15 protein-coding genes and 1 pseudogene are annotated in these 14,960 nt (G+C 63.0%); 7 read left to right on the forward strand and 9 right to left on the reverse strand.

Features of this window, described 5'->3' with window-relative positions:
• Window positions 1–43 precede the first annotated feature (43 nt).
• Complete coding sequence (locus ACYCUK_RS15750) at window positions 44–1,660, reverse strand: peptide chain release factor 3 (protein ID WP_461595643.1); 1,617 nt, start codon at window positions 1,658–1,660, stop codon at window positions 44–46.
• Window positions 1,661–1,883: 223 nt separating this feature from the next.
• On the opposite strand from ACYCUK_RS15750, the gene ACYCUK_RS15755 reads away from it, so the two are divergent.
• The gene (locus ACYCUK_RS15755) at window positions 1,884–3,473 is read left to right on the forward strand and encodes an alpha/beta hydrolase family protein (RefSeq protein WP_461595644.1); all 1,590 of its coding nucleotides are present in this window, start codon (window positions 1,884–1,886) and stop codon (window positions 3,471–3,473) included.
• Between the two features lie 69 nt (window positions 3,474–3,542).
• Here the strand turns inward: ACYCUK_RS15755 and ACYCUK_RS15760 are convergent, their stop codons facing one another.
• Together ACYCUK_RS15760 and ACYCUK_RS15765 are read right to left on the reverse strand one after the other, a co-directional pair.
• Window positions 3,543–5,123, reverse strand: coding sequence for a CYTH and CHAD domain-containing protein (locus ACYCUK_RS15760; protein ID WP_461595645.1), 1,581 nt, complete (start codon window positions 5,121–5,123; stop codon window positions 3,543–3,545).
• Between the two features lie 130 nt (window positions 5,124–5,253).
• Window positions 5,254–6,927 (reverse strand): electron transfer flavoprotein-ubiquinone oxidoreductase, encoded by a 1,674-nt coding sequence (locus ACYCUK_RS15765; protein ID WP_461595646.1) that lies wholly within the window; start codon window positions 6,925–6,927, stop codon window positions 5,254–5,256.
• A gap of 346 nt (window positions 6,928–7,273) precedes the next feature.
• Between ACYCUK_RS15765 and ACYCUK_RS15770 the strand changes: the two are divergent.
• From ACYCUK_RS15770 to ACYCUK_RS15790, 5 genes and pseudogenes are all read left to right on the forward strand, one after another.
• Window positions 7,274–7,477 (forward strand): annotated as a pseudogene (locus ACYCUK_RS15770) (glycogen/starch/alpha-glucan phosphorylase); the annotation flags it as partial.
• A gap of 254 nt (window positions 7,478–7,731) precedes the next feature.
• Window positions 7,732–8,709 carry a tyrosine-type recombinase/integrase gene (locus tag ACYCUK_RS15775; protein ID WP_461595647.1) on the forward strand — a complete coding sequence of 326 codons (978 nt, stop codon included), beginning with the start codon at window positions 7,732–7,734 and terminating at the stop codon, window positions 8,707–8,709.
• Between the two features lie 7 nt (window positions 8,710–8,716).
• Window positions 8,717–8,965: a DUF4160 domain-containing protein gene (locus tag ACYCUK_RS15780; RefSeq protein WP_461595648.1), complete on the forward strand. Its 249-nt coding sequence runs from the start codon at window positions 8,717–8,719 to the stop codon at window positions 8,963–8,965.
• Window positions 8,952–9,263, forward strand: a complete 312-nt coding sequence (locus tag ACYCUK_RS15785) for a DUF2442 domain-containing protein (protein WP_461595649.1) — start codon at window positions 8,952–8,954, stop codon at window positions 9,261–9,263. The genes ACYCUK_RS15780 and ACYCUK_RS15785 overlap by 14 nt, the downstream gene beginning before the upstream one ends.
• A gap of 326 nt (window positions 9,264–9,589) precedes the next feature.
• Window positions 9,590–9,877 (forward strand): hypothetical protein, encoded by a 288-nt coding sequence (locus ACYCUK_RS15790; RefSeq protein ID WP_461595650.1) that lies wholly within the window; start codon window positions 9,590–9,592, stop codon window positions 9,875–9,877.
• Between the two features lie 441 nt (window positions 9,878–10,318).
• On the opposite strand, the gene ACYCUK_RS15795 is transcribed toward ACYCUK_RS15790, so the two are convergent.
• Entirely contained in the window at window positions 10,319–11,335 is a 1,017-nt protein-coding gene (locus ACYCUK_RS15795; protein ID WP_461595651.1) for an IS110-like element ISCARN32 family transposase, read from the reverse strand.
• 135 nt (window positions 11,336–11,470) lie between these two features.
• On the opposite strand from ACYCUK_RS15795, the gene ACYCUK_RS15800 reads away from it, so the two are divergent.
• Window positions 11,471–11,800, forward strand: a complete 330-nt coding sequence (locus tag ACYCUK_RS15800) for a hypothetical protein (RefSeq protein WP_461595652.1) — start codon at window positions 11,471–11,473, stop codon at window positions 11,798–11,800.
• A 513-nt stretch (window positions 11,801–12,313) separates the two neighbouring features.
• Here ACYCUK_RS15800 and ACYCUK_RS15805 read toward each other — a convergent pair.
• From ACYCUK_RS15805 to ACYCUK_RS15825, 5 genes are all read right to left on the reverse strand, one after another.
• A complete protein-coding gene (locus ACYCUK_RS15805; protein ID WP_461595653.1) occupies window positions 12,314–12,742 on the reverse strand; it encodes a hypothetical protein in 429 nt (142 codons plus the stop codon).
• A 106-nt stretch (window positions 12,743–12,848) separates the two neighbouring features.
• Complete coding sequence (locus ACYCUK_RS15810) at window positions 12,849–13,358, reverse strand: outer membrane lipoprotein (RefSeq protein WP_461595654.1); 510 nt, start codon at window positions 13,356–13,358, stop codon at window positions 12,849–12,851.
• A 79-nt stretch (window positions 13,359–13,437) separates the two neighbouring features.
• Entirely contained in the window at window positions 13,438–13,653 is a 216-nt protein-coding gene (locus ACYCUK_RS15815; protein WP_461595655.1) for a hypothetical protein, read from the reverse strand.
• A 61-nt stretch (window positions 13,654–13,714) separates the two neighbouring features.
• On the reverse strand, window positions 13,715–14,182 hold the full coding sequence (locus ACYCUK_RS15820) for a DUF6573 family protein (protein ID WP_461595656.1): 468 nt from the start codon (window positions 14,180–14,182) through the stop codon (window positions 13,715–13,717).
• Between the two features lie 27 nt (window positions 14,183–14,209).
• Complete coding sequence (locus ACYCUK_RS15825) at window positions 14,210–14,491, reverse strand: hypothetical protein (protein ID WP_461595657.1); 282 nt, start codon at window positions 14,489–14,491, stop codon at window positions 14,210–14,212.
• Between the last annotated feature and the right edge of the window lie 469 nt (window positions 14,492–14,960).

The following is a 14,960-nucleotide window of genomic DNA, read 5'->3' on the forward strand; positions in this document are numbered from 1 at the left end:
CGTGCCAAACCCTGGTGGCGCCAGGGTTTGGCGACAACCGTGCTCAAGCCGCCATATCGGTCTGGAACACCCGCCCGGCATGCTCACGCAGGGCGTGGAAAGCGATGCTGGGCCAGCGCTCTTGCAGCACGCGCAACTCGGCCGCGTGGGTGAGCAAAATGGTGGGGGCGTCCACCACGTCATAAGCGATGCGGTGGGCGTTTTCGTCGATGAAGCGTTTGAGGTCGCGCTCGTCGTCGCTGTGGATCCAGCGGGCGACGCGGTAGGGCGTGGCGCCGAGGCGGGCGGCGACGTTGTATTCACCGCTCAAGCGGTGCAGCACGACGTCGAACTGCAGGGTGCCGATGGCGCCGAGCAGCAAGGGGCCGGTGAAGTGCGGTCGAAACACCTGGATGGCGCCCTCCTCGCCCAGCTGCTGCAGCCCGGTGCGCAACTGTTTGCTGCGCAGCGGGTCGGCAATTTCCACCGCCTGGAACAGTTCGGGGGCGAAGAACGGCAGCCCGGTGAACTGCAGGGTCTCGCCTTCGGTGAGGGTGTCGCCCAGGCGCAGGGTGCCGTGATTGGGAATGCCGATGATGTCGCCGGCCCAGGCCTCCTCCAGCAGTTCGCGGCGCTGCGACATGAAGGCCACCACGGTGTTGGGGCGGATTTCCTTGCCGCTACGGCCCACTTTCAGTCGCATGCCGCGCTCGAAGCGGCCGGAGCACACGCGCACGAAGGCGATGCGGTCGCGGTGCGCCGGGTCCATATTGGCCTGCACCTTGAACACCAGGCCGGTGAACTTGGGCTCGCTCGGCTGCACCACGCGCTGCATCGCGGGGCGCGGGCCGGGTGGCGGGGCGAGGTCGACCAGGGCGTCGAGCACTTCGCGCACGCCGAAGTTGTTGATGGCCGAGCCGAAGAACAGCGGCGACTGGCGGCCGGCGCGAAACGCGGCCATGTCGAAGCTGGGCGTGGCGTCGGTCAGCAGGCCGATTTCCTCCTGCGCCTGGGCCTGCTCGGCGCCGAAGCGGGCGGCGAGTTCGGGGTTGTCGAGGCCGTCGATGAAGTCGTCGTCGGCCTGCGCCACGCGGTCTTCGCCGGGACGGAACACGCGCATGCGCTCGGCGCGCAGATCCAGCACGCCGTGGAAATTCTTGCCCATGCCCACCGGCCAGGTGAAGGGAATGGCGTCCATGCCGAGGTGGCGCTCGATCTCGTCCATCAGGTCGAGCGGGCTGCGCACTTCGCGGTCCATCTTGTTGACGAAGGTGAGGATGGGCGTGTTGCGGGCGCGGCAGACCTCCAGCAGGCGCAGGGTTTGCGCCTCCACGCCGTTGGCGGCGTCGATCACCATCAGCGCCGCGTCCACCGCGGTGAGCACGCGGTAGGTGTCTTCGGAGAAGTCCTGGTGACCGGGGGTGTCGAGCAGGTTGATGACGCAGTCGCGCCACTCCATTTGCATCACCGACGAGGCCACCGAGATGCCGCGCTGCTTCTCGATCTCCATCCAGTCGGAGGTGGCGTGGCGGCTGGCCTTGCGCGCCTTCACGCTGCCGGCGATTTGAATCGCGCCGGAGAACAGCAGCAGTTTTTCCGTCAGCGTGGTCTTGCCGGCGTCGGGGTGGGAAATGATGGCGAAGGTGCGGCGGCGCGCAATGGGGGCGGGAGTTTCAGACATTGGGGCATTGTAGGTAGGGCCTACTCCAAGGCAGTGGTCACATCGGGTTGCAAGACCGGTCTTGCAAGGCCTTGGGGTGACACCTATGCTGAACAAATTTCAGCGACGCAAATCCGTGAAACGAGCCGCAGCCGGCATGCCATGCCGTGGCGAAAAACCAAGGCTAATGGGGAAGACAATGCGGACGAAACGTTTGTCATGGGTCATGGGTGTGAGCTGCTGCATGTTGAACCTGACCGTGCTCTCGAGTTGCGGTGGAGGTGGAGGGGGGGGTGGTAGCCCAGGCCTTGCGTCACAAAGTGGTAGCAACAACACCCTGCTCTCAACCCAGATCGACACCACGGCCAGCATGACCCGGGCTGCATTGCAAACGCAGTGGCTGAGCCAATACCCGCCGGACCAGCAGGCCCTGATCGGCAGCCCTGTGTGTGGTGTGCAAGTGAACAAGTTCACCTATGCCACCGTTGGTGGCCAGGGCGAGCCGACCGGCGCTTCCGGCGCCTTGATGCTGCCCACTGGCAGTTCCCCGCAATGCCAGGGCCCGCGCCCCGTGGTGCTGTATGCACATGGCACAGCGATCGACCGCGCCGAGGACATGTCTGCCGTGAATGATCCCAATAACCCGGCTTACGGCACCGCTACCCGCGTGGCCCTGACCTTCGCGGCGCAGGGCTATATCGTCATCGCGCCCAACTACGCGGGCTACGACGTGTCCACCTTGCCCTATGCCCCTTACCTGAATGGCCAGCAACAGTCGCAAGACATGGTCGACGGACTGACTGCTGGCCGCCAGATGCTGACGCTGCTCAACACCGGCGACAGCGACAACGGCCAGCTCTTCGTCACCGGTTATTCGCAGGGCGGGTATGTGTCGATGGCCACCCTGGCCAAGCTCGACGCCGAGGGCCGACCAGCCACGGCCGGAGCGCCCATGTCCGGCCCCTATGCCATCCTGGCGATGGGCGACGAAATCTTCCTCGGCCACCCGAACTACGGCGGCACGGCCTACCTGCCGCTGATCGCCAATGCCTATGCTCACCTGAAAACCGGCTCCATCAGCCTCTCCCAGGTCTTCAGTTCGAACTATCCCAATGCTGGCACGTTATTTCCCGGCAATGTGGACTATGGTGGCTTCAGCAGCCTCGTGACGTCCGGCCAAATTCCCACGACTGCCATTTTCCAATCGACACCTACCGGGAACGCCTACCTGGACGGCCTCAATTTGCCCGAGGGTGCGCCGCTCGGGCCGCTTGGCTTCTCGCCCACCAACTACCTCATCAGCACCGCATTCCGTGCGGCCTATGTGCGCGACGCGGAAACCAACCCCGACGGTGCGGCGCCACCCGATGGCTCGGCACCGAACTTCAACAGCCCGCCGCCAGCCCTGCCCGCAAACCCGCAATTCCTGCTGCGCCAGGATCTCAAGGCCAACGACCTGCGCAACTACACCCCAAGCATGCCCTTGCTGATGTGTGGTGGCCATAACGATCCCGAAGTGTTCTGGAACCAAGGGGCCGCTGCGATGACTGCTGTGCTGGACAGCAAAACCACCACCGATCCCTCCCTGCGCTTCGCCACGCTGGACTTGGACACCACGGATCTGACGACGCCTTACTTTGCGAGCTTCGGCCTGAGCCCGGCCCAACTCAGCACCATGCAAAGCGTGGCAACCCAGGTGCAGACAGCATTCACCGCCTACCAGAGCGCAGTCGATCAAACAAATGCCACGGTTGGTCTCGAGGCGTACCACACCGACGAAACGCCCTATTGCACAGTAGCGGCGCGCGCCTTTTTCAATCTCTACGCCAACTAACGCCCCAGCCCATGCCGGCGCACCCTGGACGGCAAGCTATTCGCCTCGACTGCGCGCAAACTCGAAGGCTCATGCGCAAACGTGATGCTGCACCAGCGTCCAGGCCTGCTGCAACGCTTCCTGCGCTTGCGTGGCAAGGGCTTGGGCGAGTTCGTCCGGCAGCCTTTGCAGCAGTTGCGCATGGCCCAGCAGTCGCTGACGGTCGTGCCAGTTGCCAAGCAGGGTCTGCAGCGCTTCAGTGGTTTTTCGCAAGGCTTGCAGGCGCCGTGCCTCGGCCTCTGGCAGTGCAGGGCCAAGACGTTCGAGCGAGAGGCGCAGACGCTTGCTGCCGATGCGAAAAGCGTGGAGATCGGCCATGGCCTCGGGCTGTGCCAGGGGTGCGGAGTCGCCACTGGCCAGCGCTTCGAGCGTGGGTCGACACACGGCCAAAGTTTTGCGCCAGTGCTTGTGGTCTTGCCGGATGGCACGCCGGGCCAGGTCGCCCAAGGTGAGATGGCGCAGCTTGGCGGATGCCTTCGTGGACGCGATAGGAGACCAGGTTTCAGACCAGCGCCCGAGCGCCAGCAACACACGGCCGAAGCGCGGGCTGCGCAGATAGGCGCGCAGGGTGCCCCACTGGCGCTGACGCTCGGCCTGCAGGCTTGCGCTCCAGCTCGACGCAATCTCGGGTGCGAACCGGCACCGCGTGGCGCAGTCGTCCAGCACCTGCAAGCCCACGTCGGCATCGCGCACCAGGCCGGAAAGCTGCATGGCCCAACGCCATTCGGCCTCGAGCCAACGCACGGCACGCGGCTTGGCCCAGGGCTGCAACCAGCGCAGCACGGTGCGCAGGCGGCGCACGGCGACGCGGAACTGGTGCACATCACGCGCTTCATCACCCGTACCGATGCGTTCGGCCCACACCGACAACTGGGCGCAGGCGGTGGACAGCCAAAGCTGCGCGGCTTGCGGCAAGGCCGTGTCGGGCGGCAAGTTGGCCGGCTCGCCAGGGGCTTGCGGACGTTCTCCCGCAAGCAGCGCACTGGCGCGCTGCGCCTTGTTGGTGGCGCTCAGCCGCAGCGGCAGGTCTTGCGCCAGCGCCCAGGCCAAGTCCCAGCAATGGCTCCACTGGCCGTCGATCAACTCGATCTCGATCTCGGAGATCGGTGTCTGCACCGTGGCGCCGCCGCGGCGGGCGACGCAGGCGCCTCGGTCCAGCGCCAATTCCATGTGGCTGCCCTGCCAATCGATGGTCCACGCCATGCGCTCGAAGCGGGTACCGAACACCGGGCGCAGCCGCGCTTGCAGCGTGTCCAGGTCCAGCGCCAAATCGCGCAGCGGCGTCTCGCGCAAGGCTCGCTGCACATCGGCTGGCGCGAGCATGTCGGCGGCGGACTCCGGCCCGGATCCGGTCGCGGCCCATTCCCATTCGCCGCGCGCGTGGCCCAGCGCGTCTGCCCCCGAGGTCTTGATGGTGAGCACCCGGCCCTGCCCGGTCTGGCGCAGCCGCAAGGCCATGCCGGCACCGGCGAGCAGGCCGTCTTCGGTATCGAAATAACGGCTGTCGAGCACCCATGTGCGCGGCGGACCGGCCAGCAGGGCGATGATGGGATGGTCCGGCAACTGCTGCGCTGCCAGCGCGTCGATGCTGAATTTGAGTTCCCGCTCCATGCCCATCTTCACCTCCAGCGTCAAGCCTGCCCCGGAACACGCAGCAGCTTACGGTCTGCGCACGACGATCCGCGCCGCCAGCAGCGCGCCTGCCTGCTTCAGGTCAAGCCGGAGCAATCGGGCTGCGGGACTACATGCCCACGTAGTTCGGCCCGCCGCCACCTTCGGGCGCGACCCAGACGATGTTCTGCGTCGGGTCCTTGATGTCGCAGGTCTTGCAGTGCACGCAGTTCTGCGCGTTGATCTGCAGCTTGTCACGCCCGTCAGGGCCCTTGATGAACTCGTACACGCCCGCCGGGCAATAGCGCTGCTCGGGACCGGCGTAGCGCGCGAGATTCACCTGCACCGGCACCGAGATATCTTTCAGCGTGAGGTGCGGCGGCTGGTTTTCCTCGTGGTTGGTGTTGCTGATGAACACCGAGGAGAGGCGGTCGAACGTGAGCTTGCCGTCGGGCTTGGGGTAGTCGATGCGCGGCATGGCTTCGGCCGGCTGCAGCGCAGCGTAATCGGGCGCCTTGCGATGGATGGTCCAGGGCATGCGGCCCTTGAGCAGCCATTGCTCGATGCCGGTCATCAGCGTGCCGACCATGCGGCCCTTCTTGAACCATTGCTTGAAATTGCGCGAGCGCTGCAGTTCGGCGTGCAGCCAGGATTGCTCGAAAGCACGCGGGTAATCGTCCAAGGTGTCGGCGCTGCGCCCGGCAGCCAGGGCCACGGCAATGGCCTGTGCCGCCAGCATGCCGGTCTTGATCGCGGCATGGCTGCCCTTGATGCGCGAGGCATTGAGAAAACCCGCCTCGCAGCCCACCATGCAGCCGCCCGGGAACACGAACTTGGGCAAGGCCAGAATGCCGCCCGCGGTGAGCGCGCGCGCGCCATAGCCCAGGCGCTTGCCGCCTTCGAAAATGGGGCGGATGGCGGGATGGGTTTTGAAGCGCTGGAATTCCTCGAACGGGCTGAGCCAGGGGTTGCTGTAGTCCAGTCCCACCACCAGGCCCACCGCCACCTGGTTGTTGGGCAGGTGGTAGAGGAACGAGCCGCCATAGGTCTTGCTGTCCAGCGGCCAGCCGGCGGTGTGCAGCACCCGGCCCGGCTTGGCCTGCTCGGGCGTGATTTCCCACAATTCCTTGATGCCGATGGCGTAACCCTGCGGGTCGCATCCTGCGTCGAGCTTGTAGCGGGCGATGAGCTCGCGCCCGAGCTGGCCGCGCGAGCCTTCGGCGAACACCGTGTACCTGGCGCGCAGCTCCATGCCGAGTTGGAAATGGTCGGAGGGTCGGCCGTCCTTGCCCAGGCCCAGGTTGCCGGTGGCCACGCCGCGCACCCCGCCGGCGTCGTCATACAGCACCTCGGCAGCGGGGAAACCGGCGAAGATTTCCACCCCCAGCGCCTCGGCCTGCTGCGCCATCCAGCGCACCACGTTGCCCAGGCTGATGATGTAGTTGCCGTGGTTCTTGAAACAGTCGGGCAGGACCAGGGCCGGCGTCGGCCTGGCTGCGGTTTCGCTCAGGAACCAGAACGCGTCTTCGGTCACCGGCTGGTCCAGCGGCGCGCCGTCGGCCTTCCAGTTGGGCAGCAATTCGGTGAGCGCTCCCGGGTCCATGATGGCGCCCGACAGGATGTGCGCACCCGCCTCGGAACCCTTCTCCAGCACGCAGACCGAAATCTCCTGCCGCTTCTCGGCCGCAAGCTGCTTGAGCCGAATGGCGGCCGCCAGTCCAGCAGGGCCACCGCCCACCACCACCACGTCGTAATCCATGGCCTCGCGCGGGCCGTACTGTTCCAGCAGTTGCTGCGATGTCATGCCTGTCTCCTGGATTGTGCGCAGGCGCTTGCTGCGCCGGGTCGACGGGCATTGTAGAGCCGCGTTTGCGTGAATCGAACGACCGTTCTATTCACGACTGGGCCTACCCCAAGAATGGCTGTGTATTGATGGCCGCGCCGCAAGCAGCGCCATATTCGCCCAATTCATCACGCATAGTCCTTACACTGATTCCGTCGTCACCTGCATCGCGCAAACGCAGGCACCCATCGAGACCAGCCGGGCGCGGTCAGCCGTTTTTGCATCGCGTGTCGACAACCCGATATGACCATGACCAGAGCACAACGACGATGCGATTTCCACGGGCCAGCGGCGTGCTCTTGCACCTCATTGGGGCAACCACTACATGCTGCTGGCCGACTATGGCAACCACATCGCCACGCAGGAACGGGTGGACGCGCTCTACCTGTCGCCCACCGAGTGGGCCAAGAAGGCGCTGACCAATGTGGCCGGCATGGGCCCGTTCTCGTCCGACCGCACCATCGCCGAATACGCCGAGCAAATCTGGCACACCAAACCCGTCATCCGTTGAAGCTCGGCGCTGGTCGACCCTGCGGGGCTGTGCGGCCCATGGCGGATTCGAATGTTCTGGCCTGCCCGACTGGATTCGAACCAGTGACCTACGGCTTAGAAGGCTGAAATAAAACAGCCTACAACCCGCATGAATGCTTGTTCTTGTAGAATATGCCCAGTGGTTTGGGACAATCTGGGGACAATTGAGGGTTTGAGATGGCGACTTTTGTGCAACGCAAAAACGGCTGGCAAGCGAAGGTTCGGCGGCGCGGCATGCCCTCGATCTCGCGCACCTTTGACCTCAAGGCTGACGCGGAGAACTGGGCAAGGGACATGGAGCGCGAGGCGCAGCGCGGCAATATGTCTGCGCTGCGTGATGACGCAGGGCGCACAACTCTGGAGCAGGTGGCCACGCAATACGTCGCAGGGCCGGTGCAGTTGCTCGCGTCGCGGGCCGATGTGACGCGATATATGCAGTCTGCGCGCGCCCGGTTCGGCCCGCTGTTCTTGTCATCGATACGCGGAGTTGACGTGGCCGCATGGCGCGATGAACTGCTCAGGGATGGCCTGTCGCCGCAGTCTGTCATTCACCATCTCAATGCATTGTCGGGGCTGTTCTCGTTCGTCGAAAAAGAGCTGAGCATTGATCTACCCGCTGGCAACCCGGTCGCAAAGGTCCGCAAGCCTGCCACGCCGAAATCAAGGGATCGGCGCTTGCTGCCCGGCGAACTCGATGCATTGATGAACGCGGCCAGTGCGCCCGGCCTTCGGCAGATCATCATCCTGGCTATCGAGTCCAGCATGCGCTTGGGTGAACTGCTCGAACTGGAATGGAAGCGCGTCGATCTCAGCAGGCGCACCGCGCACCTGACAGACACCAAGAACGGCGAGAGCCGCACTGTGGCACTCTCCAGCGAAGCTATTGCGGCGCTACAAGCCCTGCCCCGGCGCATCGACGGGCGGGTGTTCCACTGGGCTGCGCCAGACAGCTTCAACAAGACCTGGAGCCGCCTCGTAGAGCGGTCGCAAACCTCCTACCTTGCCGACTGCATCGCACAGGGCACCAAGCCCGACCCCGCGTTTCTGGCCGATCTGCGCTTTCACGACCTGCGCCACGAGGCCACGTCGCGCCTGTTCGAGAAGGGGCTGGGCGTCATGGAAGTGGCCAGCATGACGGGTCACAAGTCGCTTGCCATGCTCAAGCGGTACACCCACATCGAAGCAGCGAAACTGGCGCAAAAGCTCGGATAATGCGCGCATGGGCACGGTCTTGCGGATTGGCGGCTGGCGGATCATGATCTACACCCACGATCATCGACCCGCCCATGTGCATGCCGTCTCGCCCGACGGGCGCGCCAAGCTCCTGCTCAACTGCCCTGGCGGGCCCATCGTCGCGCAAGAGGCGCGCGGGATCGACGCCCCCACGTTGCGCCACCTAATGGTTGCCGTCGATGAACACCTGCCAACGCTTTGCCAAGCCTGGAGAACGCAACATGGCGATTTCTGATGAGTCCATCAAGCTAGCCCTGGAACGCGGGCGTTACCTCGACGCGATCCAACCCAGGGCCATCTCCGCGCGGTTCGTCAACGACCGGCTCATTCTGGAATTCGACAACGGTGCAGAGGTTGCCGTTCCGGTTGCGCTGCTGCCACCAGTGGTCAGGCAGGCGCAAGCACAAGGCTTTGTCAGCGTGCAAATTGAAGGCACTGGGCATGATCTCTACATGCCCGATCTCGACGAAGGTCTTTATATTCCCGACCTGTGCGCACGAGCGACGTTCGGTGAGCTTGCTGTGGCGGCGTGAGGTGCGCCGCACCGCGGAAACTAGACCATCTGGCGCAAAAGGTCTTGTTTTGAACTCGCGCCAGCAGGGACCTCAGTCCAGGATAGATGACAGGGTTAGCGCATTGTCGTGGACCGTGAACTGCACAGCAGCGCCCTTGAAAGCGTGTCGCCATGCGGGTTTCAGGCGCGCAACGCCTACGCAGGCGCTGCCGGACTTTGTGTTTATCGCGTCGGATAAACTGGACTTCGGCTTTATCCGACGGTCTACATTTCGTTAGACACGTTTCGATAGCCAGGCACGCAGTTAAATTTTTATTTTTTCATCCACTACTAAAAGGAAATAGCATGGGACGCGCAAAGAATGAACAAATGGAGCATGATGATTGCGTTCAGCATGCAATCGGACTGTGCATTGAAGTCGGTGCTATCGAAGAGTGTGAAGACCACGAGGGCACATATATTGATTCAATGGAATATTCCGACCCAGAAGAATTAACAGCAAAAATCCTTGAAGAAAATCCAGATGCTCTTGGGCATTTTAAAAACCAAAATGAGATGGCAGATTGTGTTCGTGATGCAATGTCATTGGCTGGTGAGGAATGTGGTTCTTGCGCAAAAAATCGCGACTCCTAATCGTTGAAATTAAAAGGTGTTGAGGCACATGTCTAACCCGCCGTTCGAGAGGGACGGCGCAAAAGCGCGCCGCCCCTCAACTCTACTACAAGGGCTTCCCCGTACGTCAAGCAAAAGTTGAGGTGTGGCCCGCGCAGCGGGCCATATTTCCATCTTGATTCAAAACCAACCAGCCGGGCATAGGGGACGAAGAGGAACAACAAGGTGCGGACTGGCCAAACTACAAACGGTCATTCGTGTGGCATGTCATTGGCCACGGACCCTGATGAGAACCGCACGCGGGGGACCCATTCGTTAGTCGGCAATCTGGCCGCCCTTGAGTTAATCGGTCACGCCCCGCGCAGGTCCAAACCTGTTGTCATCAACGCCTGCCGTCACGCGGCGGTCGAAAGCAATTCTCCTGAAGTTGATGTCATCGTGACGCGTTGTCTGGCCCGGCGCTCAAGACGGCAGCGCGAAGTCTTCGCCCTTACGCAACACCGCCCAGGCCATGCGCGCGTTCTTCGCCGCAATGGCCACCACAGCCTTCCAGTAGCCTCGTCGTGCTTCCAGGGCCACAGCCCATCGGCTGGTGGCATCGGTCTTGTTCTTGGCCGCCACCAGCATGGCTCTAGCCCCCAGGATCAGCAGCATGCGCAAGTAGCTGTCCCCCGCTTTGGTGATGCGCCCCAGCCGGGTCTTGCCTCCCGAGCTGTATTGGCCCGGAGCCAAACCCAGCCAGGCGGCGAACTGCCGACCGCAATCGAAGTCGTTCCCGTTGCCGATCATGGCCAACATGCAGGTTGCCGTGGTCTCGCCCACTCCGCTGAGCTGCATCAGGCGCTTGGCCCGCGCGTCCTCCTTGGCCATGGCCTTGATGTGTTGGTCGTACTGCGTGATGCGCTCGTCCAGTCGGGTGACCTCGCTGAGGAGATCGCCAATGACGATGTTGGCGTAACCCGGCAGGTCCTCCAGGCAGTCGCAGGCACGTCGGCGCACGGTGGCGGCCTTGAGCGGCAGCACGATGCCGAACTCGCTCAAGCAGCCGCGAATGCGGTTGAGTGTGGCCGTGCGCTGCTCGACAAAGCCTTGCCGGGCCCGGTGCACCATCAGCCGAGACTGCTGTTCCAGGGTCTTGATCGGCACAAAGCGCATGTGCGGGCGCCGCACAGCTTCGCAGATCGCCGCAGCATCGGCCGCATCGTTCTTGCCCCGCTTGCCGCTCATGCGGTAGGGCGTGACGAACTTCGGCGCGATCAGACGCACGGTGTGGCCCGACGTCTGAAACAGCCGGGCCCAGTGGTGCGCGCCCGAGCAGGCTTCCATGCCAATCACGCAAGGCGGCAGCGCCGCGATCAGCTCATGCAGCTTGTCGCGCGGCACGGCCGGACGCAGCAGTTCGGCTTTGCCAGCCTCATTGACCCCGTGCACCGCAAAAACATTCTTGGCAAGATCAATGCCAACGGTCAGAATCACCATGGTCTTCCCCTTCCGGATGCGTTGATGAGAAACAGCGCTTCCCATCGTGGCACTCAGTTGCCGGTTGCCGCAAGGCGCCCAGTTCGGGACGGGGAAGTCCCTTTCATTCGTTAGGCATTTATCACAGGAGGTCCTATGACACGTAGCGAAAGAGCTATGCAGGTTTGGCAAATTCTTGTTGGCGTTGCCCACAATCGGCAAACACTTACATATGGGCAGGTTGCTGAACATCTTGAATTTGAAGGCGCTGGCGTTCTCGCTCAAATTCTGAACTGCATCATGTGTTACTGTCAGGCCAAGGGTTTGCCTCCGCTAACCTGCTTGGTAGTAAACCAAACGACAGGGCTACCAGGTACAGGTCTCACGACCGTCCAAAATCTACCAACTGACCGAGAGGCTGTTTATAAACAAAACTGGTTTGCTCTGTATCCGGCGCAAATCTCTGACTTTGAGCCGTATGCCTAACATTGCGGTCAAGCGGGACGCGCAAAAAGCCGCGCGCCCCTTACCTTTACGCTCCGCAAACGACCGTTTCCGAGAATCAAAGCAATTGAGAACGAGCCCCGATGGCGCTTTTTTCTTGGAATCCATTCTCGATTTTCAAACCTAATAGGCTGAGTTTCGAGAGCCCCCAGACTGCTGTTATCATTCCAGCGATTTTTTTGCAGCAAGTCGGCAGATTGAAAGTTAAGGCGCCTGGAAAGCCAGGAAAACCGAGCCGGCAGGGGCCGCCATGCGGCCCCTGAACCCCAGCCACCGGGCCTGCGGCCCTGCCCAGCCTTCGGCTGGCTGGTTACAAATAGAATCCTAGGAACTAGGCCCTAGGATTGAGAGTTTGCCTCTAAAAAGCCAAGGACATTCCATTTTCAAAGGGTTTCCCCTTGGAAATCCTAGGCCCTAGGGCCTAGGAAATAGACTCGGGCGACGCGGGCATGAAAAAGCCCGCACGCGGCGGGCCGGATTGATTGGGGCGGATGGTTAGAAGGTCGGCCAGGGCTTGGGATGTTGGAAGGAGAGGCGGAGGACGCCCTGATACAGGATTGAGTAGGCCTCTTCCTGGGCTTGAAAAGCCTCAAGCAAAAGTTTGGCCTCATGGTCATCATGGCTGCCCGCTTTTGATACCTTTGCGGCCTGAATAAGGTAGCGATCCGAGAGGGTGAGCGCCGCCCGAACGTCCCCGTGTGCGATCCTGAGTTTCAGAGTTTGAGTGCCATCAATTGGGGCTGGGCGGCCACCACCAAATTGCCAAAAAGGATCGGCTTGGGTGGAGAGCTTGTACGCCTGGTCCGACGCCTGTTCCTGCCCCTGGGTGCGGCCCGCCCAGTAGCCGCCGAAGGCGGCGGCCAGGGCCAGCACCGAGGCCGCCAGGGCAAGGGTGAGGATGGGTTTGGTGGTTTGGGTCTGCATGGTGAGGCTCCTTTCGGTTGCGTTGCTGTGTTGCGTTGCTGTGTTGCGTTGCTGTGTTCCGGCATGCGCCGGCATGGGTATTCAGGCGGATGCGAAGCGCGATGGGTCAACTGATGGGCACGACACGGGCGGTTGAGTTCCACCCGTAGGGGCTACCCAGGAGCTCGACACGTTGCCCGGCTTGAACGGGCACATCGGCGGCTTGCGTGACAGCAATCGTCTGGCCGTTATCCAGCCGCACCGTGATCTGCAACCCGGGCTGTTGGTAAGCGTTACCAGCCACCATGTTGCCGCCAGCAGCGCCTGCAAGAGCGCCTACGACGGCTCCAACAGTCGAGCCATTGCCGTTACCGACCCGACTCCCAACAAACCCGCCCGCGACGGCGCCGAGCGTCGAGCCGGCGCCGGTTTCCGCCTGGCCGGCATGGATGATGACTTGCTGGACGGCAAGCACGGTTCCGAGCTGCACCTGCTGGACTTGCTGGGCTTGGCTCGTCGAGTAGTTGTAGGCGCTGGACTGGTACTGCCCGCCCATGCCCGGGGGCACGCCGGCGCAGCCGCCAAGGGCCAAGGCGGCTGCCAGGCTGGAGAGGGTGAGGATGGTTTTGATCTGCATGATCTGGTTCCTTGCTTGGGTTGAGGTGTGCCGGCACGCGCCGGCATGGTGATTCAGCGGCAAGCGAAACGCGGCACGATTAGTGCAGCGTCACGCCGAAAAATGCGGCCGCAGCCAGCACGCCAGGCCCGGCGATGGTGACGCACGTCAGGGCGATGAACGCGATGCTGAAGACGGCCATGAAGATGTTGAAGATCGCCTCGAAAAACGCAGCGCGCCGCATCGCGCGGCGCTTGATGTCCCATGCGCGGGCATCGGCCAAAAATTGCTCGGGGGTGATGGTTTTGTAGGTCATGGTGTGTGCTCCTGGTGGTGGTGATGCCCGGCGCGGTGGCCGGGCGGCGGGAAATTGGGTGTCAGTCCTCGTTCGGCAGCATCACCGTGATGCAGGGCCGGCCCTCATCGTTCGGCCCGACGATGAACTTGAGCGTCACCTTGCGGGGCATGACGCCACGGCCCGCTGTGGGCGTGCGCAGCAGGCTGTAGAACAGCGGCTGCTGGCTGGCGTCCAGGCCGCGATGCAGCGCGCCACGGACGGCCAGGCTGAGCATCCACACGACATCCCAAAGCCTGCCGCTTTCTGATTGCCCGGTGTATCCCTTGCGGTCTTCGGTGGCCTGCGTCCATTCCACGGTGTCGGCCCATGCGGCGCTGGTCATCGCCACGGGCCAGACAATCCCGGCCTCGCGGGCGGTGGTGGACACGTCGATCAGCACACCGTCGGCAATGGCTTGCTCGCGGGTGTAGGTGGAGATCGGCTTGCCGAAGAAATCAGACAGTTCGGCTGCGGCTTTGGGGTCGGTGGCGGTCAAGGTGATGGTCATGGTGGTGCTCCTGGTTGGTGGTTGAAATCAGTTCAAAACGGTCTTAAAACCGAGGTCGCAAAGCTCACCAAAGCGCTTGGCTGTGTTGCCTTTTGGGTCTTGGGTGATGGTGAAAAGAATCTCGGTTTTGCTCACGCTCACCCCCTTGGCTGCGGCCTGCTTTTGCATGAATTCCAAGGCCTGATTGATGACGAAGGACGGCAGGTTTTGGGTTGGTTTGGCCTTGCCACCTGCTGGGGTGGAGGCTCGGTCGTGAGTGGCCGTGGAATCGGCTTGCTGGGCGGGGGTGTTGAGGATCGCTTGGTTCATGGCGGTGCTCCTTGTGCGGGGGGTGGTTTCTGCCAGGTATGGAGGGCTCATTGGCCGAGCTTTCAAGCCGGTCGCCGCAGGCGATGAGGGGTTGCAAGCGGCATGACAGGCCGTAGGCCGCCGAAGGCGCCCGCTTGCGGGCTGGCGTGACGCTTGCAAAGCGCAGCGCCCCCGAGAGGCGCAGAAAGTCGCGCCCTCCATGCATGGCAGTCGCCCCCATGGGCAGCGGAACCCGGCAATTCGGCCCGCACAGCAGGCTGATGCAGCGGCCTGGCGGCGCGGGTTCATCGCGCCGTATCCCTGCCGCCATGGGCGGCACTGGCTGGGCCTTGTGCCTTAGCCGCAATACTGTTCAGATAGATAGTTTTCAGGCATAATTCGGTTCTGTCGCGACGACGACGGACGGAACCGATGGCGAGAACCCGCAAGTCACTGCCCGAGAGAGTTGATGTGGCGCATCTGATCAGCG

This window comes from Thiomonas sp., assembly GCF_054608695.1.

What these genes read in the sequence shown, in the direction of transcription:
- ACYCUK_RS15750 (WP_461595643.1), bottom strand. Translation starts at nt 1,660, where the DNA reads ATGTCTGAAACTCCCGCCCCCATTGCGCGCCGCCGCACCTTCGCCATC.
- ACYCUK_RS15755 (WP_461595644.1), top strand. Translation starts at nt 1,884, where the DNA reads ATGTTGAACCTGACCGTGCTCTCGAGTTGCGGTGGAGGTGGAGGGGGG.
- ACYCUK_RS15760 (WP_461595645.1), bottom strand. Translation starts at nt 5,123, where the DNA reads ATGGAGCGGGAACTCAAATTCAGCATCGACGCGCTGGCAGCGCAGCAG.
- ACYCUK_RS15765 (WP_461595646.1), bottom strand. Translation starts at nt 6,927, where the DNA reads ATGACATCGCAGCAACTGCTGGAACAGTACGGCCCGCGCGAGGCCATG.
- ACYCUK_RS15775 (WP_461595647.1), top strand. Translation starts at nt 7,732, where the DNA reads ATGCCCTCGATCTCGCGCACCTTTGACCTCAAGGCTGACGCGGAGAAC.
- ACYCUK_RS15780 (WP_461595648.1), top strand. Translation starts at nt 8,717, where the DNA reads ATGGGCACGGTCTTGCGGATTGGCGGCTGGCGGATCATGATCTACACC.
- ACYCUK_RS15785 (WP_461595649.1), top strand. Translation starts at nt 8,952, where the DNA reads ATGGCGATTTCTGATGAGTCCATCAAGCTAGCCCTGGAACGCGGGCGT.
- ACYCUK_RS15790 (WP_461595650.1), top strand. Translation starts at nt 9,590, where the DNA reads ATGGGACGCGCAAAGAATGAACAAATGGAGCATGATGATTGCGTTCAG.
- ACYCUK_RS15795 (WP_461595651.1), bottom strand. Translation starts at nt 11,335, where the DNA reads ATGGTGATTCTGACCGTTGGCATTGATCTTGCCAAGAATGTTTTTGCG.
- ACYCUK_RS15800 (WP_461595652.1), top strand. Translation starts at nt 11,471, where the DNA reads ATGACACGTAGCGAAAGAGCTATGCAGGTTTGGCAAATTCTTGTTGGC.
- ACYCUK_RS15805 (WP_461595653.1), bottom strand. Translation starts at nt 12,742, where the DNA reads ATGCAGACCCAAACCACCAAACCCATCCTCACCCTTGCCCTGGCGGCC.
- ACYCUK_RS15810 (WP_461595654.1), bottom strand. Translation starts at nt 13,358, where the DNA reads ATGCAGATCAAAACCATCCTCACCCTCTCCAGCCTGGCAGCCGCCTTG.
- ACYCUK_RS15815 (WP_461595655.1), bottom strand. Translation starts at nt 13,653, where the DNA reads ATGACCTACAAAACCATCACCCCCGAGCAATTTTTGGCCGATGCCCGC.
- ACYCUK_RS15820 (WP_461595656.1), bottom strand. Translation starts at nt 14,182, where the DNA reads ATGACCATCACCTTGACCGCCACCGACCCCAAAGCCGCAGCCGAACTG.
- ACYCUK_RS15825 (WP_461595657.1), bottom strand. Translation starts at nt 14,491, where the DNA reads ATGAACCAAGCGATCCTCAACACCCCCGCCCAGCAAGCCGATTCCACG.